The organism is Pseudomonas triclosanedens, assembly GCF_026686735.1.
Classification (GTDB): Bacteria; Pseudomonadota; Gammaproteobacteria; order Pseudomonadales; family Pseudomonadaceae; genus Pseudomonas; species Pseudomonas triclosanedens.
This window is the reverse complement of the sequence record NZ_CP113432.1, coordinates 209,082-233,234: the sequence shown is the minus strand read 5'-3', so window position 1 is coordinate 233,234 and position 24,153 is coordinate 209,082. Positions and strand designations below refer to the sequence as shown.

At 64.9% G+C, this 24,153-nt stretch carries 25 protein-coding genes; 9 read left to right on the top strand and 16 right to left on the bottom strand.

Translation table 11 applies throughout. The annotated features are described in order from the left end of the window. Position 1: 1 nt before the first annotated feature. Positions 2-670 (top strand): HAD family hydrolase, encoded by a 669-nt coding sequence (locus OU419_RS01085; protein WP_254469883.1) that lies wholly within the window; start codon positions 2-4, stop codon positions 668-670. A gap of 22 nt (positions 671-692) precedes the next feature. Here OU419_RS01085 and OU419_RS01080 read toward each other — a convergent pair whose 3' ends face one another. Beyond that, on the bottom strand, positions 693-1,643 hold the full coding sequence (locus tag OU419_RS01080) for an adenosine deaminase (RefSeq protein WP_254469882.1): 951 nt from the start codon (positions 1,641-1,643) through the stop codon (positions 693-695). A 197-nt stretch (positions 1,644-1,840) separates the two neighbouring features. Between OU419_RS01080 and OU419_RS01075 the strand changes: the two genes are divergently transcribed. Both OU419_RS01075 and OU419_RS01070 read left to right on the top strand, forming a co-directional pair. Then, a complete protein-coding gene (locus tag OU419_RS01075; protein ID WP_254469881.1) occupies positions 1,841-2,923 on the top strand; it encodes a calcium:proton antiporter in 1,083 nt (360 codons plus the stop codon). Between the two features lie 2 nt (positions 2,924-2,925). Next, positions 2,926-3,438, top strand: a complete 513-nt coding sequence (locus tag OU419_RS01070) for a nucleoside 2-deoxyribosyltransferase (RefSeq protein WP_254469880.1) — start codon at positions 2,926-2,928, stop codon at positions 3,436-3,438. A 75-nt stretch (positions 3,439-3,513) separates the two neighbouring features. Here OU419_RS01070 and OU419_RS01065 read toward each other — a convergent pair whose 3' ends face one another. Then, positions 3,514-4,542, bottom strand: a complete 1,029-nt coding sequence (locus OU419_RS01065) for an energy transducer TonB (RefSeq protein WP_254469879.1) — start codon at positions 4,540-4,542, stop codon at positions 3,514-3,516. Between the two features lie 85 nt (positions 4,543-4,627). Then, on the bottom strand, positions 4,628-5,587 hold the full coding sequence (locus OU419_RS01060; RefSeq protein ID WP_254469878.1) for a CobW family GTP-binding protein: 960 nt from the start codon (positions 5,585-5,587) through the stop codon (positions 4,628-4,630). Positions 5,588-5,661: 74 nt separating this feature from the next. On the opposite strand from OU419_RS01060, the gene OU419_RS01055 reads away from it, so the two are divergent. Beyond that, positions 5,662-6,021 (top strand): NADH:ubiquinone oxidoreductase, encoded by a 360-nt coding sequence (locus tag OU419_RS01055; RefSeq protein WP_254469877.1) that lies wholly within the window; start codon positions 5,662-5,664, stop codon positions 6,019-6,021. Positions 6,022-6,150: 129 nt separating this feature from the next. On the opposite strand, the gene OU419_RS01050 is transcribed toward OU419_RS01055, so the two are convergent. From OU419_RS01050 to dksA, 3 genes are read right to left on the bottom strand one after another with little or no spacing between them, the layout of a single operon-like run. After that, positions 6,151-6,783, bottom strand: a complete 633-nt coding sequence (locus tag OU419_RS01050; RefSeq protein WP_254469876.1) for a DUF1826 domain-containing protein — start codon at positions 6,781-6,783, stop codon at positions 6,151-6,153. Next, positions 6,783-7,985: a zinc metallochaperone GTPase ZigA gene (zigA, locus tag OU419_RS01045; RefSeq protein WP_254469875.1), complete on the bottom strand. Its 1,203-nt coding sequence runs from the start codon at positions 7,983-7,985 to the stop codon at positions 6,783-6,785. Before zigA ends, OU419_RS01050 begins: the two co-directional genes overlap by 1 nt. Before the next feature lie 19 nt (positions 7,986-8,004). Beyond that, positions 8,005-8,409, bottom strand: coding sequence for an RNA polymerase-binding protein DksA (gene dksA / locus OU419_RS01040; protein WP_254469874.1), 405 nt, complete (start codon positions 8,407-8,409; stop codon positions 8,005-8,007). Positions 8,410-8,519: 110 nt separating this feature from the next. Between dksA and OU419_RS01035 the strand changes: the two genes are divergently transcribed. Both OU419_RS01035 and folE2 read left to right on the top strand, forming a co-directional pair. Next, the gene (locus OU419_RS01035) at positions 8,520-8,921 is read left to right on the top strand and encodes a hypothetical protein (protein WP_254469873.1); all 402 of its coding nucleotides are present in this window, start codon (positions 8,520-8,522) and stop codon (positions 8,919-8,921) included. Between the two features lie 78 nt (positions 8,922-8,999). After that, positions 9,000-9,887 carry a GTP cyclohydrolase FolE2 gene (gene folE2, locus OU419_RS01030; RefSeq protein WP_254469872.1) on the top strand — a complete coding sequence of 296 codons (888 nt, stop codon included), beginning with the start codon at positions 9,000-9,002 and terminating at the stop codon, positions 9,885-9,887. Here folE2 and OU419_RS01025 read toward each other — a convergent pair. Then, complete coding sequence (locus OU419_RS01025; RefSeq protein WP_254469871.1) at positions 9,884-10,363, bottom strand: GNAT family N-acetyltransferase; 480 nt, start codon at positions 10,361-10,363, stop codon at positions 9,884-9,886. The two genes, folE2 and OU419_RS01025, sit on opposite strands and share 4 nt — an antisense overlap. A gap of 63 nt (positions 10,364-10,426) precedes the next feature. On the opposite strand from OU419_RS01025, the gene OU419_RS01020 reads away from it, so the two are divergent. After that, positions 10,427-10,879, top strand: coding sequence for a hypothetical protein (locus tag OU419_RS01020; protein WP_254469870.1), 453 nt, complete (start codon positions 10,427-10,429; stop codon positions 10,877-10,879). A gap of 3 nt (positions 10,880-10,882) precedes the next feature. Here the strand turns inward: OU419_RS01020 and cfaB are convergent, their stop codons facing one another. Then, positions 10,883-12,067, bottom strand: coding sequence for a C17 cyclopropane fatty acid synthase CfaB (cfaB, locus tag OU419_RS01015; protein WP_254469869.1), 1,185 nt, complete (start codon positions 12,065-12,067; stop codon positions 10,883-10,885). Between the two features lie 334 nt (positions 12,068-12,401). On the opposite strand from cfaB, the gene OU419_RS01010 reads away from it, so the two are divergent. Next, entirely contained in the window at positions 12,402-13,892 is a 1,491-nt protein-coding gene (locus OU419_RS01010) for an MDR family MFS transporter (protein ID WP_408004917.1), read from the top strand. 21 nt (positions 13,893-13,913) lie between these two features. On the opposite strand, the gene OU419_RS01005 is transcribed toward OU419_RS01010, so the two are convergent. The 8 genes from OU419_RS01005 to OU419_RS00970 form a co-directional block, all read right to left on the bottom strand. Next, positions 13,914-15,221, bottom strand: coding sequence for an MFS family transporter (locus OU419_RS01005; RefSeq protein ID WP_254469867.1), 1,308 nt, complete (start codon positions 15,219-15,221; stop codon positions 13,914-13,916). Positions 15,222-15,718: 497 nt separating this feature from the next. Then, positions 15,719-17,554 carry a glutamine--fructose-6-phosphate transaminase (isomerizing) gene (glmS, locus tag OU419_RS01000; RefSeq protein ID WP_254469866.1) on the bottom strand — a complete coding sequence of 612 codons (1,836 nt, stop codon included), beginning with the start codon at positions 17,552-17,554 and terminating at the stop codon, positions 15,719-15,721. 14 nt (positions 17,555-17,568) lie between these two features. Further along, positions 17,569-18,339, bottom strand: coding sequence for a DeoR/GlpR family DNA-binding transcription regulator (locus tag OU419_RS00995; protein ID WP_254469865.1), 771 nt, complete (start codon positions 18,337-18,339; stop codon positions 17,569-17,571). 130 nt (positions 18,340-18,469) lie between these two features. Then, positions 18,470-20,476 (bottom strand): GGDEF domain-containing protein, encoded by a 2,007-nt coding sequence (locus OU419_RS00990; protein ID WP_254469864.1) that lies wholly within the window; start codon positions 20,474-20,476, stop codon positions 18,470-18,472. Beyond that, positions 20,473-21,345 carry an endonuclease/exonuclease/phosphatase family protein gene (locus OU419_RS00985; RefSeq protein WP_254469863.1) on the bottom strand — a complete coding sequence of 291 codons (873 nt, stop codon included), beginning with the start codon at positions 21,343-21,345 and terminating at the stop codon, positions 20,473-20,475. Before OU419_RS00985 ends, OU419_RS00990 begins: the two co-directional genes overlap by 4 nt. 10 nt (positions 21,346-21,355) lie before the next feature. Then, the gene (locus OU419_RS00980) at positions 21,356-21,997 is read right to left on the bottom strand and encodes a thiol:disulfide interchange protein DsbA/DsbL (protein ID WP_254469862.1); all 642 of its coding nucleotides are present in this window, start codon (positions 21,995-21,997) and stop codon (positions 21,356-21,358) included. 168 nt (positions 21,998-22,165) lie between these two features. Next, complete coding sequence (locus OU419_RS00975; RefSeq protein WP_254469861.1) at positions 22,166-22,771, bottom strand: c-type cytochrome; 606 nt, start codon at positions 22,769-22,771, stop codon at positions 22,166-22,168. A gap of 46 nt (positions 22,772-22,817) precedes the next feature. Next, on the bottom strand, positions 22,818-23,108 hold the full coding sequence (locus OU419_RS00970) for a c-type cytochrome (protein WP_254469860.1): 291 nt from the start codon (positions 23,106-23,108) through the stop codon (positions 22,818-22,820). A gap of 193 nt (positions 23,109-23,301) precedes the next feature. Here OU419_RS00970 and yihA point away from each other — a divergent pair, with 193 nt between their 5' ends. Then, positions 23,302-23,958: a ribosome biogenesis GTP-binding protein YihA/YsxC gene (gene yihA / locus OU419_RS00965; RefSeq protein WP_254470339.1), complete on the top strand. Its 657-nt coding sequence runs from the start codon at positions 23,302-23,304 to the stop codon at positions 23,956-23,958. The last annotated feature ends 195 nt before the right edge of the window (positions 23,959-24,153 follow it).

Sequence of the window (24,153 nt, the reverse complement as noted above, 5' to 3'; positions counted from 1 at the left end):
AATGGATGAGCCGATCGAGGCGGTGATCTTCGACTGCGACGGCACGCTGGTGGACAGCGAGCGCCTATCCGCCGGGCTGATTGTCACCCTGCTGGGCGAACGCAATGTCCGCACGTCGCTGGAGGCGATCCTGTCGATCTATCGGGGCGAGCGCTTCCAGGATGTGGTGGAGCGCCTCGGACAACTGTATCCGGGCATCGCGCCAGCGCAGTTCCTGGCCGAGTACCGACAGCGCAGCCTGCCCTGGCTGCGCGCCCATCTGAAACCGATGCCGGGCGCCGTGGAACTGGTGCGCCGCCTGCGGGTGGCGAAATGCGTCGCCTCCAACGGCCCCCGCGACAAGATCGAAACCAGCCTGAGCTGCGCCGGTCTGCTGGATGACTTTCGCGGCCAGGTGATCAGCGCTTACGAGGTGGGCGCATGGAAGCCAGACCCCAAGCTGATCCTCCATGCCGCCCGCAGCCTGGGCGTGGCGCCGCAACGATGCCTGGTGGTGGACGACAGCCTGCCCGGCCTGCGTGCGGGACTGGACGCGGGAGCGCGGGCGATAGGCTTCGGCGAGGTGGACTTCGCCAGCCTGGGCCTGGAGATCGCACGGGTACGGGACATGGCCGAGCTGGGCCGTCTGCTGGGCGATCTGGAACTGCTGGCGCCGCCCTCCGCACGGTGAGGTGGAGGGCCTCGCCAGTCAATCACTTCACCAGCCGCGCATCCAGGCTGTTCTGCGCCAGGCGCTGCGCCTGCTCCCTGGTCATGCCCAGGTGCTCATGCAGCGCCTGGAAGTTCTCGCTGACGTAGCCGCCGAAATAAGCCGGGTCGTCCGAGTTCACCGTCACCTTCACGCCACGCTCGAGCATGTCGAGGATGTTGTGTTCGCGCATGTGGCCGAACACGCAGAGCTTGGTGTTGGACAACGGGCAGACGGTCAGCGGGATCTGCTCATCGATGATGCGCTGCATCAGCCGCTCGTCCTCGATGGCGCGCACACCGTGGTCGATGCGCTCGACCTTGAGCAGGTCGAGAGCCTCCCAGATGTATTGCGGCGGACCTTCCTCGCCGGCATGGGCGACGGTGAGGAAGCCTTCGCTGCGGGCACGGTCGAACACGCGCTGGAACTTGCTCGGCGGGTGTCCGACTTCGGAGCTGTCCAGGCCGACGGCGACGAAGGCGTCGCGGAACGGCATGGCCTGGTCGAGGGTCTTGAACGCCTCCTCCTCGGGCAGGTGGCGCAGGAAGCTGAGGATCAGGCCGTGGGTGATACTCAGCCGCTTCTCGCCATCCTCGAGCGCGCCCTGGATGCCGCGCAGCACCACTTCGAACGGAACGCCGCGGTCAGTGTGGGTCTGCGGGTCGAAGAACGGCTCGACGTGGATGACGTTCTGCGCCTTGCACCTCTCCAGGTACGCCCAGGTCAGGTCGTAGAAGTCCTGCTCGGTGCGCAGCACGTCGGCGCCGGCATAGTAGAGATCGAGAAATTCCTGCAGATTGTTGAAGGCGTATGCCTTGCGTAGGCTCTCGACGTCGCCCCAGGGCAGGGCGACCTTGTTGCGCTCTGCCAGGGCGAACAATAGTTCGGGCTCCAGCGAACCTTCCAGGTGCAGGTGCAGTTCGGCCTTGGGCAGGGCATTGAGCCAGTCGTACATGGTGAGATCTCGTTATCAGGCTGTCGGCGGGAATTATTGCATGGCTACGGCCGCTCGGCGGTATCGGCGGAACCCCCGAACGCAGCGGATAGACGAACTGCGCGGCGCAGCCAGGGGTGCGCCACGGCGTCCGCTGGTGCGCTTGCGGCGCATTGCCTAAGATGGCGCACTCGCCTCCGCGGAACGGATATCCCTCGATGCTGCGCGCGCTCAAAGACGAAAAATTCCTCATCCTCGCCCTGCTGGTGGCGCTGGCGGTCTATCCGCTGGAACACAGCCTGCTGGGCGGCGGCAAACTGCTCGCAGGGATCGCCGCGAGCGTCTTGCTGGCGGTGATCATCAGCGTTTCGCTACGCGTCGCGCATCACGCCGAAGTGCTCGCGGAAAAGGTCGGCGAGCCCTACGGCACCATGATCCTGACCCTGGCGGCGGTACTGGTGGAGGTGGTGATCCTGGCGATCATGATGAACCACAACCACTCGCCAACCCTCGCCCGCGACACCATCTACGCCGCGGTAATGCTCGACATGAACGGCATCCTCGGCCTCGCCGCGCTGCTCGGCGGGCTCAAGCACGGCGAGCAGTCGTACAACGACGACTCCGGCAAGACCTACGTGACCATGATCCTCACCGCCGTGGGGATATCGATGGTGGTGCCGGAGCTGATTCCGGCCGAGCAATGGAAGCTCTACTCGATGTTCACCATTGGCTGCATGGTGATGCTCTACGCGCTGTTCCTGCGTATGCAGACCGGCCTGCACAGCTACTTCTTCAGCTACAACTACGCCGCCCACGGCGAGAAAGGCGAGCCCCACGAAAGCCACGGCAGCAGCCGGCAGTCGGTCATGCTGCTGGTGGTGGGCGTGGTGCTGATCGGCGCGCTGGCCGAGGTGATGTCGAAGACGCTGGACGTAAGCCTGGAAGGCAGCGGCGTGCCGCCGATCGTGCCGGCGCTGCTGGTGGCGGCTATCTCCGCCAGCCCGGAAATCCTCACGGCCCTGCGCGCGGCGCTGGCCAACCGCATGCAGCCTGTGGTCAATATCGCCCTGGGCGCCTCACTGTCCACGGTGATTCTCACGGTGCCGGTGATCGAGGCACTGGCACTGTTCAAGGGGCAGCAGATCCAGATGGCGATGACGCCGCTGCAGACCGGCATGATGTTCATCACCCTGATCGTCGCCGGCTTCAACCTGCACGATGGCAGGACCAACGCCATCGAGGGCATGACCCACTTCGTGCTGTTCGCTACCTTCCTGATGTTGTCGCTGATGGGACTCTGACCATGCTCAAGATCTACCTCGCCGGCCCCGATGTGTTTCGCCCCGACGCTCTCGAACAGGGCGAACGGCTCAAGGCGCTGTGCGCCGAATTCGGCCTGCAGGGTGTATATCCCCTGGACCATTCGGTGCCGGAGGGCATAGATGGCCCCCAGGAACAGGCGCTGTGGATCTACCAGGCCAATCTTGCACTCATCGCCGGAGCCGATGCCGTGTTGGCTAACCTCAACCCCTTCCGCGGGACGGAGCCGGACAGCGGCACCGCATTCGAACTGGGCTACGCCTCCGCGCTGGGCAAGCCACTGTACGGTTACATCGACGAAGGCGGCAGTTGTGCCGAACGGCTGCCCTGCGAATGGCTGGGCAGCGACCCCGGCCATGACCGCGACGGCAATCTGGTGGAAGCCTTTGGCCTGCCGCTGAACCTGATGCTCGCCGTACCGACGCAGATCGCCGTGGGCGGACCGCGCGAAGCGCTGGAGCTGGCGAAGGCGGAGCTGCTGACGCAGGAAGCGTGACGCCAGGCGAGCACGCCCCAGGCATAACGAAAAACGCGCCCCGGGGGCGCGTTTTTCGTGGCTGGCGAAACGGACTCAGCGTCGGGCTTTCTTCAGCTCGAAATTGAATACCTTGGTGGCCTGGCGCGCGACGATCCGGCCGCCCAGCATGCGGGGCTCGAAGCGCCATTTCTCCATCGCGTCACGCACGCTGCGCTCGAAGACCCGGGGCGGCGTCGACTCGAGGAACTGGATATCGCTGATCCGCCCATCGCTGGTGATAGTGAACAGCACCTTCACATGGCCTTCGATCTGCCGCGCCTGAGCCATGCGCGGGTAGACCGGCTGATCCATGCGCAGCGGCTTGATATCACTGTCGCTGAGGCTGCCGGTAGGCAGGCCGGCGGGGCCTTGAGAGCCAGCCGGCGCGGCTTGCGCTCCCGGCGTGAACTGGCCGACGGTTGGCGCGGCGGGCGGCGGCGGGGGTGCCTGAGTCGGCGCGGCGGCGGATTCCTGCGCAGGCTCGGGTTCCGGCTCGGGCTTGGGTTTCGGCTTGGGTTTGGGCGAAACCTTGGGCACGGCCTTCTCGACCGGCTTGGGTTTGGGCTTGGGCTTCTCCACCGGCTTGGGCGGCTCGACAGGCTTGGGCGGCTCGGGCTCCGGCGGCGGAGGGGTCGGTGCGGCAGCAGGTGGCTGCTGCACCGGCTCAGGCTTGGGCGGCAGGGTGACGACGCTGACCTGCATCGCCTTGGGCATTTCGCCCTGGCCAAGATTCAGCTCGGCGGGAGAAGGCATCACCCACACCAGCGCAGCGACGATCGCCGCGTGCATGCCGATGGCAAGGCCCGACGACTTCCACCAGCCACCGCTGCGCGGCGGCTCCTCACCCTCTTCCACGCCCTCAACGGGCGCGGCATAGGGAATCAGTACCTCTTCGGGAACCACTTCCTCGTCGCGGCGCTCGCCCGCGCAACTCACCAACCGCAGACTGGCCTCATTCACGCGCTGGGCGTTCACGCTGGGCAGTACGGCACCGTCCACGGCCGTGGCGGAAGTGGACAGTTGGTCCTCGGTGGACACGGCAAAACTGGCGTCCACCGATTCGCGCGGTTGGGGTAACGACATGAGAAAGCCTGCGGAAAGAGTTCACGAAGCAGTATCTTCTGATAATTATTATCATTCACCAGCTCCGCGAGGGCAACCTCGTCTGTCAGTCTGGAGCAATGGCATGGCTGAGCAACGCATCCTGAAGCGTTTGCTCATCGATTTCCGTGGCCAGGATCAATTCGATCCGACTGTCGCGCCGCCACTCGCTGGCCGTCCACGGCGCCGGCCGCCCGGTACGGTTGCAGGCGCGCCAGCCGTCGACGCCATGCAGCACGGCCTTGGCCCGCAGCAGACCGGGAATGGTACCTAGCCAGGCATCCAGCTCGTCGACGCGGAAACGCCAGTCCGGGTGGAAACGCCAGCCAACCGCCTGTCGCCCACCATCGACCCGGGCCTGTCGCAACGGCTGCCGCCGGAGCAGCAGCACCGAAGCCTCGGCGGCAGGTGACGGCGGCAACTCGGCAGCCGCATCGGCCAGTCCGCTGCTCGGCAACCCGGCCAGGGCCAACTGCCCGTGGCTGGTCCAGGCCATCGGCAACGCCGGCAGGCTTGCCCGCAGCTCGGCGCGCTGCGCATCGCTCAGACCTTCGGACTTGTTCAGCACCAGCAGCCCGGCATGCGCCAGCGCCTCGCGCTGGGTCTCCTGCAACGCCTGCCCTGCGGCGAGCGCAGCGGCGTCCAGCACCATCACCAATGGCTGTATGGCCAACACGCCTTTCCAGGGCTTCGCCTGCAACTGCGCAAACAACTGCATCGGGTGCCCCAGCCCGGATGGCTCGATGAACAGCCGCTGCGGCCTGGCCTTGCGCAGCAGGCGCCCCAGGCCTACCTGGAACGGCACGCCGTTCACGCAGCACACGCAACCACCAGCTACTTCGCCCAGCGCAATACCGTCGTCCCCGCGTTCGAGCAACGCGGCGTCCAGGCCGATCTGGCCGAACTCGTTGACCAGCACCGCCCAGCGCTCGTCCGCCGGACGCTGTGCCAGCAATTCGCGCAACAGAGTGGTCTTGCCGGCGCCCAGCGGGCCGGCGATGAGATGAGTAGGGATCTGCTTCAACATTCGCTCATGGTGCCGCCTGACGCGTGTGAGGAAAAGCGCTAGAGTCGCGGCTTCCTCCAGAGGACCCGATTTCCATGCGCCCGACGGCCCTGCTCCTCGCTACACTCTCCGCCCTTCCGCTGCTCGCCCAGGCCGATGCCTGCATCGTGCACAGTCAGGGAACGAATCTCGATGTGAAGGTCTGCCAACAGAACCGCAGCATCCCCGAGAAGCTGTTCCGCGATGGTTTCTGCCAGCCGCAACTGAAGGACCAGAAGGTCCAGGTCACCTTCGCGGAGAGTTGTCCGAGCGGCGCATTCGGCGTCTGTGAGAACGCGCAGGTACAAGGCGCACCGTATCGCCAGGACATCCATTACTACGGCATCGCCAGCGATGCGCGCATCCTCCAGCCGTTCTGCGAAAGCCAGAGCCACGGCCAGTGGCGCAAGCCCTGAGCGCCATTCATCGGCCTGTCACACACCTCGGGCTTACTGTCCACGGGTACCTCACACCCTCTCGGCACCCCACGCCGGGCATGATCTTGGTGAATTGGGCCGCCATCCCCAGGCGGCCCATTTTTTTGCTCAACCCAGCCAGTCGAGCGTCAGTAACAGGCGCCGCTCCCCCATCGCAGTCTGCGGCGAGCGATGAACGATTCCGCCACCCTGGTTGCCCGACCATTTCTCACCCTTGAACAGGCCCACATCGCCGCTCGCCATCTGGCGTATCTGCGCGCGCTGCTGCGGCTCCGCCTGCGGGTCGCCCAGGCGCGAGCGGGCCATCGCCCACTCTTCCAGCCACTGGCTGGCGGCTCCGACGTAGGTGGTGACCAGGCGCAGCGGAACATGGTCGACATGGAAGCGCGGACACATCGCTCGATCCAGGCTACGCAGGCGCAGGCCGATACGTTGCGCGCCGGTGAGGCAGGCGAACGCATCCGCCAGCCATTCGAGATCGGCGCGGAACATGGCATAGCCCGTCAGCGAGGAATACATCGCCAACAGCCCCCCGAGCAGCACGCGCTCGTCCTGCACGGCCAGAGTCTGTTTCAGATCCACCGGTTGCGCCCGCAACACATCGGCGAACTCGGCGATTTCCGGATACAGACTGCGCCGCCAGACCGCCAGATTGACGTCGTCCCGTAGCACCTCGGCAAGAACCTGAGGGTCTTCGCCGAGCACCTGGCGCGGCCATGCCGGCGTCTCGATGGCAAACATCAGGCGGATGCCTCCCAGGGCTCGAACGGGTCGGGCAATACCTTCCATGCGGCCGGCCCGGCGGACATTTCGGCGTCATCCAGCAGGCAGCGGTCCAGCTCCGCGAAGAGTGCCGCGAAATCGAGGTGCTGGCCGATGAACACCAGTTCCTGGCGGCAATCCCCGCTATCGGCGTGCCACTGGCGAAGCACTGTCTGCAGGTCGGCGGTATCCTGCGGCCAGGCCTCGCGCGGAACGAAACGCCACCAGCGCCCGGCCAGGCCGTGGCGCATCAGACCGCCCGCCTGGGACCAACTGCCCGCCTCGCGATAGCGGCTGGCGAGCCAGAAGAAGCCCTTGGAACGCAGCAGCCGCCCATTGCTCCAGGGGCGCGCCAGGAAGTCATGGAAGCGCTGCGGGTGGAAGGGCCGGCGCGCGCGGTAGACGCTGGAGGCGATACCGTAGACTTCGGTTTCCGGCAGGTGCTCGCCGCGCAACTCCTTGAGCCAGCCCGGCGCGCGGGCCGCACGCTGAAAGTCGAACCGGCCGGTGTCGAGGATTCTTGCCAGCGGTACCTGTCCCATGACCATCGGCAGGATATCGGCGTCGGGATTGAGCTTGCGCAAGATGGCCAGCAACTCGTCACGCTCGGCGCTGCCGATCAGATCGATCTTGCTGACGAGAATGACGTCGGCGAATTCCACCTGCTCCACCAGCAGGTCGCTGAGCGAGCGCTCGTCATCTTCGCCGAGGGTCTCGCCACGCTCGGCGAGGCTGTCGGCGCCCTGGTAGTCGGCGAGGAAGTTCAGTCCGTCGACCACCGTGACCAGCGTATCCAGCCGCGCCAGGTCCGACAGGCTGCGGCCCTGATCGTCGCGAAAGGTGAAGGTCTCGGCGACCGGCAACGGTTCGGAGATGCCGGTGGACTCGATCAGCAGGTAGTCGAAGCGGCCTTCACTGGCGAGCCGGCTGACTTCCTCCAGCAGGTCCTCGCGCAACGTGCAGCAGATACAGCCATTGCTCATTTCGACCAGGCGTTCCTCGGCGCGGTTGAGGCTGACGCCCTGCTGCACCTCGCGGCCATCGATGTTGATTTCGCTCATGTCGTTGACGATCACCGCGACCTTCAGGTCCTCGCGGCTCTTCAGCACATGATTGAGCAGCGTGCTCTTGCCGGCGCCAAGGAAGCCGGACAGCACGGTGACAGGAAGTGGGGCATTCACGGGTGGGTCTCCGGATGGATCATGCTTCGCGGATGTGCAGTTCGCGCCGTTCCTGGCGCTCCTTGGCCTCGATGCACAGCGAGGCGGTAGGGCGCAGCAGCAGACGGCGCAGACCGATCGGCTCGCCGGTCTCCTCGCACCAGCCGTACTCGCCGCGCGCCAGGCGATCCAACGCCTGGTCGATCTTGTCGAGAAGTTTTTTCTCGCGCTCCAGCAGACGCATCTGCCACTGGCGCTCCTCCTCGCGGCTGGCGAGATCGGCGTCGTCGGCAGGCCGCTCGCCATCGCGCAGCGCGTGGAATTCGTCGTCGATGCGCACCTGCAAGGCGTTGCGCTGGCGGTGCAGAAGGTCGCGGAAATAGCCCTGTTGCGCCTCGCTCATGTAGGCCTCGCCGGGCTGGGCAAGCAGTTCCTGTTCGGTCATGGCCGTCTCCGGAAGGATGCGATATTTATGTTATATTATAACAATTCAAGATCGACAATCCGCCGCCGACGTGCGATACCGTTGCACCACACCAGCCATGCGAGACGCTGATGCTCCGCCGCTTCCTGCTTCCGGGACTGCTCTGCCTGCCTATTTCCTTCACCAGCGTCGCCGGCCAACCACCGCTGCCCTTCCCCGGCGAGGCGCCCGCCGCCTGCGCCTGGTCCGCGCGGGTGCTGGCCTGCATGGACACGCAGGGCAATTACTACAGCGTCGCCACCCAGGGCCACGACACCTACCTGCGCGGCTTCGATGCCGCCAGCGGACAGCGCTGGGCGCAGACTGGCACGCGGTTCGGCAGCCTGACGTTCTTCACTGGCATCACCAGCGACGGACAGATCTGGGCTGGCACCAGCCGTGGTATCGGCTGGACCAGCGTGAGCCGCCTGAGCAGTTCTTCCGGCGGTCGCGCCCGACTGACCTGCGGGCGGGTGAGCGGCTGCGTCCAGTAGCCAAACTGAGATCGTGGTTGCAGGAATGCTGCGAAGGAAATAGGTTATGTTATAACACTATCTTGCATGACTGCCGCCATGACCATCTTCCTGCCCGACATCGCCCGCCAGACCTCTGCACTGCCTATCACGCTCGACTGGGTTGGAATGCAGGGCATCGCGGTACCGCTGCTCATCGCCGGGATGCAAACCCCCGCGCTGGCCGATGCCGGCGTCAGCCTCGATGACGCCGGTGCCCGGGGCATCCATATGTCGCGCCTGTACCTTGCGCTGGAGATGCTCGAAGGCGAGCCGCTATCGGCCGACCTGTTGCGTCGCCTGCTACGGCAGTTCCTCGATAGCCATACCGGGCTCTCCCTGCGCGCCAGTCTGGCGCTGCGCTTCGAGCTGCTGCTGCGCCGCCCCGCGCTGGTCAGCCCTCTGAGCGGCTGGAAGCGCTACCCGTGCGAACTGCACGCCAGCCTCGACCACGACGGCCTGCGCCTGGAGCTGGAGCTGCGTCTGCCGTATTCGTCGACCTGTCCGTGCTCCGCCGCCCTTGCCCGCCAACTGATCCAGGAACGCTTCGATGAAGACTTCGCACATCGCCCATTGCATGCCGATGAGGTCCGCGCCTGGCTGGGCAGCAGCCAAGGCATCGTCGCCACGCCGCACAGCCAGCGCAGCGATGCGCACCTGCGGCTGCGCATCGATCCACAGCTCGCGGAGCTGCCTCTGGTAGCGCTGCTCGACCTGGCGGAAAGCGCCCTCGGTACAGCCGTGCAAACTGCGGTGAAGCGCGCCGACGAGCAGGCATTCGCACTGGCCAACGGCCAGAACCTGATGTTCTGCGAGGACGCCGCGCGACGCCTGCACCAGGCGCTGCTCGGGCATGAGGCCGTGCAGGAGTTCGAGCTGCAAGTAACCCACGCCGAGAGCCTGCACGCCCACGACGCGGTGGCGCGCAGCCGCTGGCGCCGAAGCTAGGGTTGCAGGTCCAGCGCCAGCAGGATCTGGTCGCGGCACTGGATGCCGTTCTCGAAGATCGGCTCGGGATAGTGGCGGACGAAATAGTCCGGCTCGACGCCAACGATGCGGAAACCCACGCGCTGGTAGAGGCTGAGCTGGGCAAGGCTGGAGTTGCCGGTAGCGATGGTCAGCCGTTGCACCCCGGCGTCCCGCGACTGCTCGATGGCCGCCAGCAGCAACCGTCGCCCGAGGCCCCGTCCCTGGCAGGACTCGTCCACCGCGAGGTTGGTGATCTCCGCTACGCCTGCCTCACGCGGCGTGATTACCACCACCCCCAGGACGCGTTCCTCGCCCTCAAGCGCCAGCACGCGCGATTGCGCCAGGTAGCGCAGCACCTGCCCGCCATCGGGATCGGCGAGCAACAGGAGCGGCCAGGGAGCCTGGTCGACAGGCAGTTGCCGCAGCGTGATGAGTGACGATGGCGACGCGGTCATGGCGTGATCCCGGACAATCCTCTAGATTCGCGCAATCCTACCGGCTTCATGACAAGGACAGTCATGTCTCCACGCGATTTGCTGACGATCTGGAAGCAACTGGACAGGGGGCTGCGCAGGCAGTTCTTCCAGGCGCTGCCGCTGCTGCTGGCAGCGTTCATGATGGCGGTGATGCTGGGCTCGGTGATGCTGATCTCCACGGTGATGCGCGTGGTCGAATTCGCGCAGCTGCACGACTCGCCCTATCCGGGCATGTCCGACGAGGATTTCACCCGCTGCCTGGACATCTCCGAGCAAACCCTGCAGGCGCGGCGGGCCGCCGCGAGCCTGGGTAACAGCCCGGCGGCGGGTGTCGCCAGCGATGCGGCATTGCAGCGGGTTGAAACGCTGGCGGCCGACTACCGGCAACATTGCGCCGAGCAGCGCTGGCAGGCCGCCTTCGAAGCGGGGGCAAGGGAACGCGGCGTGCCGCCGGCGACCAGCCCGGAAACCTGGCTGGCCGCCGACCGTTTCTGAAGATCAGGCGTAGATGTCGCGCCGGCTCCACGGAACTTCATGGAAGCCATCGGCGTGCGGCTTGCTCGCCAGGATCTGGTGCAAGTTGACCCAGCCTTTCTTGAAGCCATAGGCACAACCGGCCAGATACAGGCGCCAGATGCGCAGTGCCCGCTCAGGCACCAGCCTGGCCGCCTCGGAAAGCCTGGCTTCAAGGTTGGCGCTCCAGAAATCCAGAGTGCGCGCGTAATGCAGGCGCAGCCCCTCGACATCGACCACTTCCAGCCCTGCCTCGCTCATCCGCGCCACCGCCAGCGACAGGTGCGGCAGTTCGCCGTGGGGGAACACATAGCGGTCGATGAAGTCGCCGGCGCCCCGGCCAACCGGGCGGCCCTCGGTATTGCTCGAGGTGATGCCGTGGTTCATCACCAGTCCTCCCGGACGTATCGCGTCGTACAACTGCTGGAAGTACAGGCCGAGATTGGCGTGGCCGACGTGCTCGAACATGCCGACGCTGACCACCTTGTCGAAGCGGCCGTCGCGCGGCAGGTCGCGATAGTCCCGCCATTCCAGCGTGACCCGGCTCTCCAGGCCATCGGCCTTGACGCGTTCGCGGCCGAGCTTGAGCTGCTCCTCGCTCAGGGTGATGCCCAGCACCTCGACACCGAACTCCTTGGCCGCCAGCCGTGCCAGGCCGCCCCAGCCGCAGCCGACGTCGAGCAGCCGCTCGCCTGGCTTGAGGCGCAGCTTGCGGCAAAGGTGGCGCAGCTTGGCCAGTTGCGCGGTGGCGAGGTCCTCGCAGCCGGTCTCGAAGTAGGCGCAGGAATACACCATCTCCGGATCCAGCCAGAGCTGGTAGAAGTCGTTTGACAGGTCGTAGTGGTAGTGAATCGCCTCGGCGTCTGTAGCCTTGTCATGGCTTTCGCGCACGTAGTCGGTGGCACCGTCGTCCGCGCCGAGAGCCTCGCTCAGGGCATCGCCCATAGCGATCACGGCACGGATGGGGCCTTCGATGTCCATGCGTTTCTCGACATAGGCACGGCCGAGCATGTCGAGGCTTGGGCGAGTGATTTCCTTCAGCAACGTCGGATCGCGCACGACGAGAGTTACCTGCGGGTCGGGGCCGAGGTCGAAAGCCTGGGCCTCGCCGATGCGGATACGCAGCGGCAACTGCAGGGACAGCAACTCAGAGGGCAGATTGGCGTTCATGCAAACCTCCTGGTCACAGGGCTGAGGAACTATAGACCAGCTTCTCCATAGTCTTAGCCTATGGCCTGGCCCCGCGAAAAACTATCGGGCGCCAACCGCTGCGGTGGGCCCACCGACTCCCTTTGCTGTGGAGTGCACCTCGGCGGGAAACGTTCCCGAAAGAAGCGCGCGGAACGATAGTTCGCTACGCAAGCGTAGCAGCCAATCCGCGATACATCGTCTCCGCGCTCGAGATAGAGCCTTTCCTACCCTGAGAAGGTGAAGCCGGCGTGACAGCCCGGCGTCGCATTGCACTAAACTACCGCTCCCTACCGGGGGCATTCCGACCACTGCAATGAAGGGGTCTGCAGTTTTGAATACCTTCTCCGAGCCGCGCCCGGCCGTCCGCACCGTATTGGTGGGGTTGATGCTGGCGATCTTCCTCGGTGCACTCGACCAGACCATCGTCGCCGTATCCCTCCCTGCCATATCCGCCGGCTTCGGCGACTTCGACCTGCTTGCCTGGGTGATCTCCGGCTACATGGTGGCGATGACCATCTCGATGCCGATCTACGGCAAGCTCGGTGACCTCTATGGCCGCCGCGTGCTGATTCTCTTCGCCATCGGCCTGTTCACCGCCGCCTCGCTGCTGTGCGGCGCAGCCCAGAGCATGGAGCAACTGGTGATCGCCCGTGTCCTGCAGGGCATCGGCGCCGGCGGCATGATGTCGGTGAGTCAGGCGATCATCGGCGACATCGTTCCACCGCGGGAACGCGGGCGCTACCAGGGCTATTTCAGCAGCATGTACGCCATCGCCAGCATCGCCGGACCGGTACTCGGCGGGCTGCTGACCGAATACTTGTCGTGGCGCTGGGTGTTCCTGATCAACCTGCCGGTGGGCCTGGTCGCCCTCGCGGTATCGCGTCAGACCCTGCGCGGCCTGCCCGTACCGGGGCGCAAACCGGTGATCGACTACCTGGGGACGGTTCTGATGATCGCAGGCTTGGGCAGCCTGCTTCTGGCCATCACCGAAGTCGGCCAAGGCGCGCGCTGGAACGATCCCCAGATGCTCGGCCTGCTCACTGCGGCGCTGGTGCTGATCGTGCTCTTCGTGGTGCAGGAGCGTCGCGCCCCGGAGCCGCTGGTGCCAATGCAACTGTTCGGTATTCGCGCGGCGACCTTGAGCTGGCTGATCGGCTTCTTCGCCAGCTTCCAGGTCATTTCGTTATCGGTTCTGGTGCCGTTGCGCTTCCAGTCGGTTACCGGAGCCGGCGCCGACAGCGCGGCACTGCACCTGTTGCCGCTGGCGATGGGCGTACCGATCGGCGCGTACTGCTGTGGCCGCCTGACGGCGGTGCTCGGCCGCTACAAGCCGCAGATCGTAGCCGGAGCGCTGCTGACGCCCTGCGCCATCGTCGGCCTGGCGCTCGCCACGCCGGATGCCTACCTGTTCTCGGGCCTCTGCATGCTGCTGACGGGTATCGCCGCCGGGACCCAGTTCCCCACCAGCCTGGTGGCGGCGCAGAGTGCCGTGGACACGCGCTTCCTGGGCGTTGCGACCAGCAACATCACGCTGTTCCGCTCCCTGGGCGGAGCGGTGGGCATCGCACTGATGTCGGCGTTGTTACTGGCCATGCTGCAGCCGCTGGCGGGTGATGCCGGCCAAGGCCTGTCGGCCAGCGCGCTGCTGGAAAGCCTGAGTGGCGCAGGCCATGAAGCTCAGCGCCTGGTGCTGGACCGGGTGTTCAGCCACCTGTTCCTGATCAACGCCGGCTTCGGCGTACTGGCGCTGCTGCTCGCCCTGGCCCTGCCCAACCACGCACTGCGCGGCCGGACGGGCGGCTAGATATCCGGGCTGCGCGCCGGGTCAGTCTTCATCGTTGAGATAGCTGACCTTGCGCAGGTCCGGCAGCAGCAGGCAGACGATCAGCGCCACGCCGCACATCACCGAGACATAGATGTAGAAATACTCTTCCACACCCACGCTCTTGAGCCCGAGCGCCACGTACTCGGCCGAGCCGCCGAAGATGGCATTACCCACGGCGTAGGAAAGGCCCACGCCCAGCGCACGGATCTGCGGCGGGAACATCTCCGCCTTGATCAGCCCGCTGATGGAGGTGTACAGGCTGACGATGGCCATCGCCGCGATGATCAGCACAAAGGCCAGGTATGGGCTGCTCACCGCCTTGAGCGCGGAAAGGATCGGCCAGGTAAAGATCATCCCCAACGCACCGAACCAGAGCATCGAGGTCTTGCGGCCGATACGGTCGGAGAGCGAGCCGAACAGGGGCTGCATGCACATGTAGACGAACAGCGCGAAGGTCATCACGCCGCTGGCCAGCTTGGCGTCCATCCCGGCGGTGTTCACCAGGTATTTCTGCATGTAGGTGGTGAAGGTGTAGAAGATCAGCGAGCCGCCCGCGGTAAAGCCGAGCACGGTGAAGAAGGCGCGCTTGTGATGGGTGAACAGTTCGGTGAGCGTGCCGGACTCCTTGCGCTGGAGGTTGGCTTCCTTGGCCGTCTCGTTCAGCGACCGGCGCAGGTAGAAGGCAATCACCGCGGTGATTGCGCCGACCACGAAGGGAATCCGCCAGCCCCAGTCCTTCAGTTCATCTGAGCTCAGAAGCTGTTGCAGGATCACCACCACCAGCACCGCCAGCAACTGGCCGCCGATCAGGGTGACGTACTGGAACGAGGCGAAGAAGCCACGCTGGCCCTTGAGCGCCACTTCGCTCATGTAGGTGGCGCTGGTGCCGTACTCGCCGCCCACCGAAAGCCCCTGGAACAGCCGCGCGATCAGCAGCAGCACAGGCGCCGCGACGCCGATGGTGGCGTAGGTCGGCATCACCGCGATGGCCAGCGAACCGCCGCACATCATCAGCACCGAGATCATCATCGCGGTCTTGCGGCCCTTCTTGTCGGCGATGCGGCCGAACATCCAGCCACCGATGGGGCGCATCAGGAAACCGGCGGCGAAGACTCCTGCAGTGTTGAGCAACTGTACCGTCGGGTTGTCCGACGGGAAGAACGCATGGGCAAAGTAGAGGGCGGTGAAGGCGTAGACGTAGAAGTCGAACCACTCCACCAGGTTGCCCGAGGAGGCGCCGACGATGGCGAGGATGCGCGAACGGCGCTCATGGGCCGAGTACTGGGGAGTCGAGGCAGGTGCGTTCATGGGGCTTCTCTTGTTGGGTTGAACTGCTTCCCGGACATCTGGGCGAAAGTCCCTGGTCGCCCCGCATCAGACACATCGCCTCGGCGATCTTTCGCTGACACATTCGGAAACAGTATAGACACCTCCGATAGCCGGCTAACGAAATCCGCGGTTCATCAATGCGCATTCGGTTCGAATATCGAACATGGCCAACGAGCGTTTGCCGTTTTCGATTGACCGGCCAGTAGCCAGCTTCTATCGTTGGCCCGCTCTCGCACCCTTCGGGAGACTTGTCAGGTACCCCTCGAAGGGTCGGAGTCCGACCTTGTCCACAAGACAAGGTCGATTTTCATTCCCCTCGTGTTGCGGCTCCTGCCGCATGGCCTCGGTGCCCCGTCCACACCCCCGGACGTGCAGGCACCGGGGGAATGTTGATCCCCCGCCTCCCCCATGAACGAAAAAAGGCCCCCGAAAGGACCTTTTCCCATTGGCGCGCCCGCTGTTTCACGGGCTGCGGCCTACTCCACCGTCACGGACTTCGCCAGGTTACGCGGCTGGTCGACGTCAGTGCCCTTGAGCACTGCAACGTAATACGACAGCAGTTGCAGGGGCACGGTGTAGAGAATCGGTGCCAGGCTGTCATGGATCGCCGGCATGCCCACCACGTGGATACCCGCGCCATTGTCGATGCCGGTGCCGCCTTCGGCGAAGACCACCAGCTCGCCACCACGGGCGCGCACTTCCTGCAGGTTGGACTTGAGCTTCTCCAGCAGCTCGTTGTTCGGCGCCACGGTAACCACTGGCATGTCGGCGTCTACCAGTGCCAGCGGGCCGTGCTTGAGCTCTCCGGCCGGGTAGGCCTCGGCGTGGATATAGGAAATTTCCTTGAGCTTGAGCGCGCCCTCCATCGCCACCGGATACTGGGCGCCGCGGCCAAGGAACAGGGTGTGGTGCTTCTCGGCGAACAGTTCGCTGACTTTTTCTACCACCGTTTCCATCGCCAGCGCCTCCTCCAGGCGAGTCGGCAGGCGACGCAGCTCAGCTACCAGCTTGGCCTCGACACCCTCGCCCAGGCGCTTCTGCACCTGACCGATGCCCAGGGTCAGCAGCATCAGCGCCACCAACTGGGTGGTGAACGCCTTGGTGGAAGCAACGCCGATTTCCGGGCCGGCGTTGGTCAACAGGGTCATGTCCGATTCGCGCACCAGCGAGCTGGTAGCAACGTTGCAGATCGCCAGGCTCGACAGGAAGCCCAGCTCCTTGGCATAGCGCAGCGCAGCCAGGGTATCGGCGGTTTCACCGGACTGGGAAATGGTGACGAACAGCGAATCAGGGTGCACGGCGACTTTCCGGTAGCGGAACTCGCTGGCAACTTCGACCTGGCAGGGAATGCCGGTCAGGCCTTCCAGCCAGTAACGGGCGACCATGCCGGCATGGTAGCTGGTGCCGCAGGCGACGATCTGCACATTGCGCACCTTGGCCAGCAAGTCGCGGGCCTGCGGGCCGAAATTGTCTACCAGCACCTGCTCGGTGCCCAGGCGACTTTCCAGGGTGCGCTGCACAACGGCGGGCTGCTCGTGGATTTCCTTGAGCATGAAGTGGCGATAGGTGCCCTTGTCGGCTGCCTCGGCACCTTCGTGGTAGCGCACGGTTTCGCGCTGCACGGGCTGGCCCTTCACATCCCAAAGCTGCACGCTATCGCGACGGATCTCGGCGATATCGCCTTCTTCGAGGTAGATGAAGCGGTCGGTCACCTGGCGCAACGCGAGCTGGTCGGAGGCGAGGAAGTTTTCGCCGTGGCCCAGGCCCACCACCAGCGGGCTGCCACTGCGCGCAGCAAGGATACGGTCGGGCTGCCTGGAACTGATCACAGCCAGGCCGTAGGCACCGTGCAACTCCTTGACCGCGGCCTTGAGAGCGACGGTAAGGTCGCCCAGCTCGGTCAGGCGCAGGTGCAGCAGATGGACGATGACTTCAGTATCGGTCTGCGAAGTGAACTCGTAGCCACGCGCCTGGAGCATCTCGCGCAGCGCTTCGTAGTTCTCGATGATGCCGTTGTGCACCACGGCCACTTCGCCGTGGGAGAAGTGCGGATGGGCGTTGGACTCGGTGGGCGCGCCGTGGGTGGCCCAGCGGGTGTGGGCGATGCCCAGGCGTCCGGCCAGCGGCTGTTCCTCGATGGCCTGCTCCAGGCTCGAAACCTTGCCCGCGCGACGGCGGCGATCCAGCGCGCCGTTGCCGTCGACCACGGCAACCCCGGCGCTATCGTAGCCTCGGTACTCGAGGCGCTTGAGGCCTTCGACGAGGATCGGGGTCACATTACGTTCGGCGATTGCGCCAACGATTCCACACATGAGTCGGTTCTCCTTCAGTCTTCGCAGCGTGCGCGGATCACTTTCACGCCACGTGCCTGGATCAGTTCGTACGCCTCGTCGCTCAGGCGTTCGTCGGTTATCAGTATCTGCACGCTGCTCCACGGCAGCTCCAGATTGGGAATGCGGCGTCCCAGCTTGTCGGCTTCGGCCATGACGATCACCTCACGGGCGACTTCGGCCATGACCCGGCTCAGCCCCAGCAGCTCATTGAATGTCGTAGTGCCGCGCTCCAGGTCGAGCCCGGTGGCACCGATGAACAACTGATCGAAATCGTAGGAGCGCAGGACCTGCTCGGCCACCTGGCCCTGGAAAGATTCGGAGTGGGGATCCCAGGTCCCACCGGTCATCAGCAGCACCGGCTCGCGCTCCAGCTCACGCAGCGCATTGGCCACATTGAGCGAATTGGTCATCACCAGCAGCCCTGGCTTGCGGCCCAGCTCGGGAATCAGCGCAGCGGTAGTGCTCCCGCTGTCGATGATGATCCGCGCGTGCTCACGGATGCAGGTCGCAGCCGCACGGGCTATGGCCTGCTTGTAACGCGACAGCGGTTGGCTGGTTTCGCCAATCAGCTCATGGGGCATCGGGACCGCGCCACCATAGCGGCGCAGCAGCAGGCCGTTGCTCTCAAGCGCCGCCAGGTCCTTGCGGATGGTGACTTCTGAGGTGGCGAAACGCCGTGCGAGGTCATCCACGCTTACCTCTCCCTGCTCGGCGAGCAAGGCGAGGATGTCGTGGCGGCGTTGCGGCGTATTGCGTTTCGACATGAGCGTATAAGTTTCGATTCGAAAGATAATTGCGCGAATCAAAACCTAATAGCTTTCGTTCGTCAAGGACTTCCCGCGCAAAGGGGGGCCGCACAGGGGGTGGACGCGCTTTCCCCGGCGAAAGAGGGCCTCAGTCGACTTCCAGGCGGTTGCGACCGCCGCGCTTGGCTCGGTACAGAGCCTGGTCGGCGCGCTCGAAGACTGCCTCGCTACGCTCACCCCTGCGGAATGCGGTCAGGCCGGCGGAGCAGGTAATCGCCAGCCGCTCGCCCTTGAAGTGGAACGGACAGGCTTCCACCGCTGCACGCAGCACTTCAAGCAGTTGCCGGCCACCATCCAGCGGCGTCGACGGCAGCAGTACGACGAACTCCTCGCCGCCGAAACGAGCGATGAAATCGGTCTTGCGCAAGCGCCGGGCCAGTTCGCTGGCGATGATCTTCAGCACCTTGTCGCCGGCCAGGTGGCCGAAGTCGTCGTTGATGCGCTTGAAGTGGTCCACGTCCAGCACCGCTAACAGCAGATCGCCGCCGTAGCGCTGCCAGCGCGCCATCTCCAGCTCCAGCCGCTCGCTCAGCGCGGCGCGGTTGGGCAGGCCGGTGAGTGCGTCGGTCATGGCCTTCTGCCGCTGATCTTCGATATTGGCCTTGAAGGTGCGCGCCTCTTCTTCCATGTTCGCCACGCGGGTCATCAGCGACTGGATGCGCTCTCCTACCTCGCGCTCACGGGCTTCACGCTCCTCGCGAAAGCGGTCCATCGTGCCGACCAACCCCTGCAACCGGGACTCAACCGTATGCTTGAGACTATCCAGATCGGTCGCGCCCAGAACGCTGTCCTTCAGCCCGCTGACCTGCTCGCGCAGGCTGTCATCCAGGCGGCGCGCACTGGAGCTGGAGCCGGCGTGATCCTCATGTACGGTCTGCAGGCCGTCGAGAAAGGCACCCAGGCGCTCGTTGAGCTGATGCAGGTAGCCTTCGAACTCGCGCTGGCCGCTGTCGTTGAGCGACAACACTAGCACCGCCAGATCGTCCAGGACCGGCACCAGTTCGTACCAGTTCAGGCTGCCATGAATACGTGTACGCAGCGCCTCGGCCTGGGGCTGATGGGTTGCCGGCAGGCGCATTTCGTCCAGCAGGTGCAGCAGGCTGGCCTCGATATGCGGCGCCACGGCGCTGTAACCCGGCTCCGGGCGCGGCGGCAAGGCGTAGGGATCGCTCGCCTCAGTGAGCTCCTCCGGCTTGCCGAACAGACCGGGCGGCAGGGGCAGGCTGTCGAGCAGCGCCGGCTCGTTCGGTGCTTCCGGTGCGCGAGAGGGTTCCGCAACGGCTACCGGCTCGGCATTGCCGGAGATGACCGATTCAGCGCGTCCCTGACCCGCAACTTCCGCTGCGGCGGGCGCCACAACAAGTGCGGGTGCGGGTGCGGGTGCGGGTGCGGGTGCGGGTGCGGGTGCGGGTGCGGGTGCGGGTGCGGGTGCGGGTGCGGGTGCGGGTGATTGAGTTTCCGCAACGGCCTCTGGCACCGCCACCTCTGTCGCAGGCAGCGGCGCGGCTGCATCAGCCATTACAGGCAGGGCAGCAGGTGCCTGCTCCACTGCGTCAGACGGCACGCCATCGCGGCTGCCGAACAGCCGCTGCAGCAGGCCGGGACGTTGTTCGGCAACGCTTTCGCCGAAGTGGTCAAGAACGCGACGCTGCAGGTTGCTCAACTCACTGAGCAGCGCTGGCAACTCGCGGGAGGTACTGGCGCGGCTGGGAATATCCTTCGCCAGGCGCTTGAGCGGTTTGCGCACCTCGCCCGGCAAGTCCAGCGCCAGCAGTTGCTGAGACAACTGGCCAAGCGCGGCGATATTCTGCTCCACCCGCTGCTGGCGTCGCTGCTCGGAGTCGAGCACAGCCTTCTCAAGCTGGGGGATCAGGCGAGCGAGGCCCGCATCCATCTCATCGCACCGGAGTACTTCGCGCAGCTCCTGCATGCAGGCGTCCACCGCCTTGTCGCTTCCTTCGGCCGCCAGGCTGCTCCGCACCAACCCCCGGCGCAGCAGATCCACCCGGGCATCCCAGCGGCGCTCGAGCTTTTCCTGCTGCTCAAGACTGTCCAGGTATTTCTGCTTCCAGCGTTGCTCGTCGTCGCGGCTCATTCAGGGGCCTCGCCGCGCAAGGCGAGCGACGAGGAAGTGCGCAGGGCATCCGGCAGGCGGATCTCCACGGCCACGGGCAGGTGGTCGGAAATCGGTTGCGGCAGGACACTGACGCGCTCCAGCGCCAGCTCGGAACTGAGCAGGATATGGTCCAGGCAGCGCTGCGGACGCCAACTGGGGAAAGTGGCCTCCACCTGCGGCGCGATCAGCCCGAGGTCACGCAGGGGCGAGCTTTCCAGCAGGTCGGTGGCGTGGGTGTTCATGTCACCCATCAGCACATGGTGCCTATAGCCCTGCAACAGCTCACGGATATAGGCGAGCTGGCGGGTACGTGTCCGCGCACCGAGTGCCAGGTGCATCATCACCACCGCAAGAGCATCGTCACCATCGCCGAAGCGCATCAGAATCGCGCCTCGCCCCGGCGGCCCGGGCAGCGGGTGGTCCTCCAGCGCAGCCGGTTGCAGCCGGCTGAGCAAGCCGTTGCTGTGCTGGGCTATACGCCCGAGATTGCGGTTGAGCTGCTGGTACCAGTACGGAAAGTCGCCGAGCTGGGCCAGGTGCTCCACCTGATTGATGTAGCCGGAACGCAGACTGCCGCCGTCGGCTTCCTGCAACGCCACCACGTCATAGTCGGCGAGCAGCGCGCCGATGCGCTGCAGGTTGCCGGCGCGCCCGGCGGTCGGCAGCAGATGCTGCCAGCCACGGGTCAGATAATGACGGTAACGCTCGGTGCTGATGCCAACCTGGATATTGAAGCTGAGCAGGCGAAGCCGACCGTCCTCCGGCAACCCTGCCACGCGCTGGTGGTCGGGGTTGACGCGTGCGGTACAGGCACCCGCCGTGCGTTCGCGGCTCCGCCTGGGCAGCATCGCCGGTACCTTACTGGGCGGCCTTGGCGGCAGCACGTTCCTTGGCGATCAGTTGATCGGCCAGCTCCAGCGCAGCGTCCGGGTTACCGGCCGAGCCGATGTCGAAGCGATACTTGCCGTTGACCACCATCGTCGGTACGCCGCTGATCTGGTAGGCCATCGCCAGTTTCTTGGCTTTCTCGATCTGACCCTTGATGGCGAAGGAGTTGTAGGTGCTCAGGAACTTGTCCTTGTCGACGCCCTGCTCAGCCACGAACTCGGCCATTTCTTCCGGGGTGGTCAGGCTCTTCGGGGTGTTGTGCAGTTTCTCGAAGATCGCATGGTGGACCTTGCTCTCGACGCCCATCGACTCCAGAGTCAGGAACAGTTGGCCGTGGATATTCCAAAGACCGCCAAACATGGCGGGAATGCGAACGAAGTGAACGTCTGCCGGCAGCTTCTCGACCCAGGGGTTGATGGTCGGTTCGAAGGCATAGCAGTGCGGGCAACCGTACCAGAACAGTTCCACCACCTCGATCTTGCCCGGCTGGGAGACCGGCACCGAGGGGCTCAGCTCGGTGTAGTTCTTGCCGGCTTCGAACTCGGTGGCGTTGGCACTGAGGGCGAACAGGCCGGCAAAGGCAAGCACGGCGGTGAAGATCAGGTTACGCATGGTTCACTCCTTGGCTGAGCGGATCCGTCCTGCCAGTGCGGGACGGGACAAAGCGGTTTTGACCTGGGGCGCCAGGTACGGTTCCAGCATTGTAGTGGCGGCGGAAGCGAAAAAGGGCGGCCGAAGCCACCCTTTTTTCATTCCAGCGATTTCCGCCAGGCGCGCCTGTCAGTGCAGGCCTTCGATGTAGCTGGAGATCGCAGCGATGTCCTTGTTGGACAGCTTGGCGGCGATGCTGCGCATGATCATCGCGTCACCGTCGTTGGTACGCTCACCTTCGCGGAAAGAGGTCAACTGCTTGGCGGTGTAGGCCGCATGCTGGCCGCCCAGGTGCGGGAAGCCGGCTTCGGCGTTACCCAGGCCGCTCGGGTTGTGGCAACCGGTGCAGGCCGGCATACCCTCGGCGAGCTTGCCGCCACGGAAAAGGGCTTCACCCTCGGAGACCAGCTTGGGATCGGCCATGCCGATGCTCATGTTCTGGCTGGAGAAGTAGGCCGCGATATCGGCCAGATCCTGGTCGCTCAGGTTGGTCAGCAGGCCAGTCATTTCCAGCACGGTACGCTTGCCGTCCTTGATGTCGTGCATCTGCTTGAGCAGGTAACGCTCGCCCTGGCCCGCCAGTTTCGGGAAGTTGGGCGCCATGCTGTTGCCATCGGCGCCGTGGCAGGCACCACACACAGCAGCTTTCGCCTGACCGGCCTTGGCATCGCCAGCGGCGTGCGCAACGCCGGTAAGGCCCAGGGTCAACAGCAGACTCACGATCAATTTGTTCATCAGCTAATCCAATAACGGCTAAGGGTGAAAGAGTAGGGCTCCGGGATTACTTCGCCATCCAGTGGATGATGGCCTGGTAATCCTCGGTGCTGCAGTCGGTGCACAGGCCGCGAGGCGGCATCGCGTTGAAACCGTTGGTCACATGTTGCACCAGCGTATCCATGCCCTTGTCCAGGCGAGGCTTCCACGCGGCGGCGTCGCCCTTTTTCGGGGCCATGGGCAACTGGCCATTGTGGCAGGCGCCACAAGCCCGGTTGAACACGGCTTCCGGTTCCTGGGCCGCCTGGGCGCTGGAAGCCAGCGCGGCAACGATGGCTGCGAACAGCAGTTTCTTCATGATTGTCCTCATCGTCAGGGAACATCCACGTTCTAAGTGCATGGACTCAAGGTTCCCGTGGCTCCCGACCCTGGGGGATAAAGCGCACACAAAATCGGCGGCATTATATACTTCCAATACTGAAACGGAAACGAGACCGCCCCCCGCGACACCTAGTCGCACCCCCCTCTGCGGAATACCCATGTCCTCCAAGATCACTGCGAAAAACCCGATTCTCGGCCTGTGCCAACAGGCCACTTTCCTTATCAGCGCCGCCAAGGTGAACCAGTGCCCGGATGATTCCGGCCTGGAAGTCGCCTTCGCCGGACGCTCCAACGCAGGCAAGTCCAGCGCCCTGAACGCGCTGACCCACGCCAACCTGGCGCGCACCTCCAAGACCCCCGGTCGCACCCAGTTACTGAACTTCTTCCGCCTGGACGACGAGCGTCGCCTGGTGGACCTGCCAGGCTATGGCTACGCCAAGGTGCCCATCCCGCTGAAACTGCACTGGCAGCAGCACTTGGAGGCCTACCTGAGCAGCCGCAACTGCCTTGCCGGCGTGGTGCTGTTGATGGATATCCGCCACCCGCTGACGGATTTCGACCGCCTGATGCTCGACTGGGCGCAGGCCAGCCGGTTGCCGATCCACGTACTGCTGACCAAGGCCGACAAGCTCGCCTATGGCGCGGCGAAGAATGCACTGCTCAAGGTGCGCAAGGAAATTCAGCAGGGCTGGGGCGATGTCGCCACGCTGCAGTTGTTCTCGGCGCCGAAGCGTCAGGGCGTGGAAGAGGCGCAGGAAGTGCTGGCCGGCTGGCTGGGCCTGCTGGATGACGGCGAAGACGAGTTCAGCGAGGAAGCGGAAGGCTGAATCGCAGGCAAAAAAAACCCCGAGCTTCGTATGGGGAGGGGGAAGTTCGGGGTTTAAGTCCGGACCGCTAGGGCGGGGTCCAGTAATCTGCCAACACTAAACACTGCAAAGGAGCATCGAAGGGCTTCACCAGCCATTCACGAGTTCTGACTCGGGTGCTCGCAGGAAAGTTCAGTGGGTCACAAAAAAAACTTT

What these genes read in the sequence shown, in the direction of transcription:
- OU419_RS01085 (WP_254469883.1), top strand. Translation starts at nt 2, where the DNA reads ATGGATGAGCCGATCGAGGCGGTGATCTTCGACTGCGACGGCACGCTG.
- OU419_RS01080 (WP_254469882.1), bottom strand. Translation starts at nt 1,643, where the DNA reads ATGTACGACTGGCTCAATGCCCTGCCCAAGGCCGAACTGCACCTGCAC.
- OU419_RS01075 (WP_254469881.1), top strand. Translation starts at nt 1,841, where the DNA reads ATGCTGCGCGCGCTCAAAGACGAAAAATTCCTCATCCTCGCCCTGCTG.
- OU419_RS01070 (WP_254469880.1), top strand. Translation starts at nt 2,926, where the DNA reads ATGCTCAAGATCTACCTCGCCGGCCCCGATGTGTTTCGCCCCGACGCT.
- OU419_RS01065 (WP_254469879.1), bottom strand. Translation starts at nt 4,542, where the DNA reads ATGTCGTTACCCCAACCGCGCGAATCGGTGGACGCCAGTTTTGCCGTG.
- OU419_RS01060 (WP_254469878.1), bottom strand. Translation starts at nt 5,587, where the DNA reads ATGTTGAAGCAGATCCCTACTCATCTCATCGCCGGCCCGCTGGGCGCC.
- OU419_RS01055 (WP_254469877.1), top strand. Translation starts at nt 5,662, where the DNA reads ATGCGCCCGACGGCCCTGCTCCTCGCTACACTCTCCGCCCTTCCGCTG.
- OU419_RS01050 (WP_254469876.1), bottom strand. Translation starts at nt 6,783, where the DNA reads ATGTTTGCCATCGAGACGCCGGCATGGCCGCGCCAGGTGCTCGGCGAA.
- dksA (WP_254469874.1), bottom strand. Translation starts at nt 8,409, where the DNA reads ATGACCGAACAGGAACTGCTTGCCCAGCCCGGCGAGGCCTACATGAGC.
- OU419_RS01035 (WP_254469873.1), top strand. Translation starts at nt 8,520, where the DNA reads ATGCTCCGCCGCTTCCTGCTTCCGGGACTGCTCTGCCTGCCTATTTCC.
- folE2 (WP_254469872.1), top strand. Translation starts at nt 9,000, where the DNA reads ATGACCATCTTCCTGCCCGACATCGCCCGCCAGACCTCTGCACTGCCT.
- OU419_RS01025 (WP_254469871.1), bottom strand. Translation starts at nt 10,363, where the DNA reads ATGACCGCGTCGCCATCGTCACTCATCACGCTGCGGCAACTGCCTGTC.
- OU419_RS01020 (WP_254469870.1), top strand. Translation starts at nt 10,427, where the DNA reads ATGTCTCCACGCGATTTGCTGACGATCTGGAAGCAACTGGACAGGGGG.
- cfaB (WP_254469869.1), bottom strand. Translation starts at nt 12,067, where the DNA reads ATGAACGCCAATCTGCCCTCTGAGTTGCTGTCCCTGCAGTTGCCGCTG.
- OU419_RS01010 (WP_408004917.1), top strand. Translation starts at nt 12,402, where the DNA reads ATGAAGGGGTCTGCAGTTTTGAATACCTTCTCCGAGCCGCGCCCGGCC.
- OU419_RS01005 (WP_254469867.1), bottom strand. Translation starts at nt 15,221, where the DNA reads ATGAACGCACCTGCCTCGACTCCCCAGTACTCGGCCCATGAGCGCCGT.
- glmS (WP_254469866.1), bottom strand. Translation starts at nt 17,554, where the DNA reads ATGTGTGGAATCGTTGGCGCAATCGCCGAACGTAATGTGACCCCGATC.
- OU419_RS00995 (WP_254469865.1), bottom strand. Translation starts at nt 18,339, where the DNA reads ATGTCGAAACGCAATACGCCGCAACGCCGCCACGACATCCTCGCCTTG.
- OU419_RS00990 (WP_254469864.1), bottom strand. Translation starts at nt 20,476, where the DNA reads ATGAGCCGCGACGACGAGCAACGCTGGAAGCAGAAATACCTGGACAGT.
- OU419_RS00985 (WP_254469863.1), bottom strand. Translation starts at nt 21,345, where the DNA reads ATGCTGCCCAGGCGGAGCCGCGAACGCACGGCGGGTGCCTGTACCGCA.
- OU419_RS00980 (WP_254469862.1), bottom strand. Translation starts at nt 21,997, where the DNA reads ATGCGTAACCTGATCTTCACCGCCGTGCTTGCCTTTGCCGGCCTGTTC.
- OU419_RS00975 (WP_254469861.1), bottom strand. Translation starts at nt 22,771, where the DNA reads ATGAACAAATTGATCGTGAGTCTGCTGTTGACCCTGGGCCTTACCGGC.
- OU419_RS00970 (WP_254469860.1), bottom strand. Translation starts at nt 23,108, where the DNA reads ATGAAGAAACTGCTGTTCGCAGCCATCGTTGCCGCGCTGGCTTCCAGC.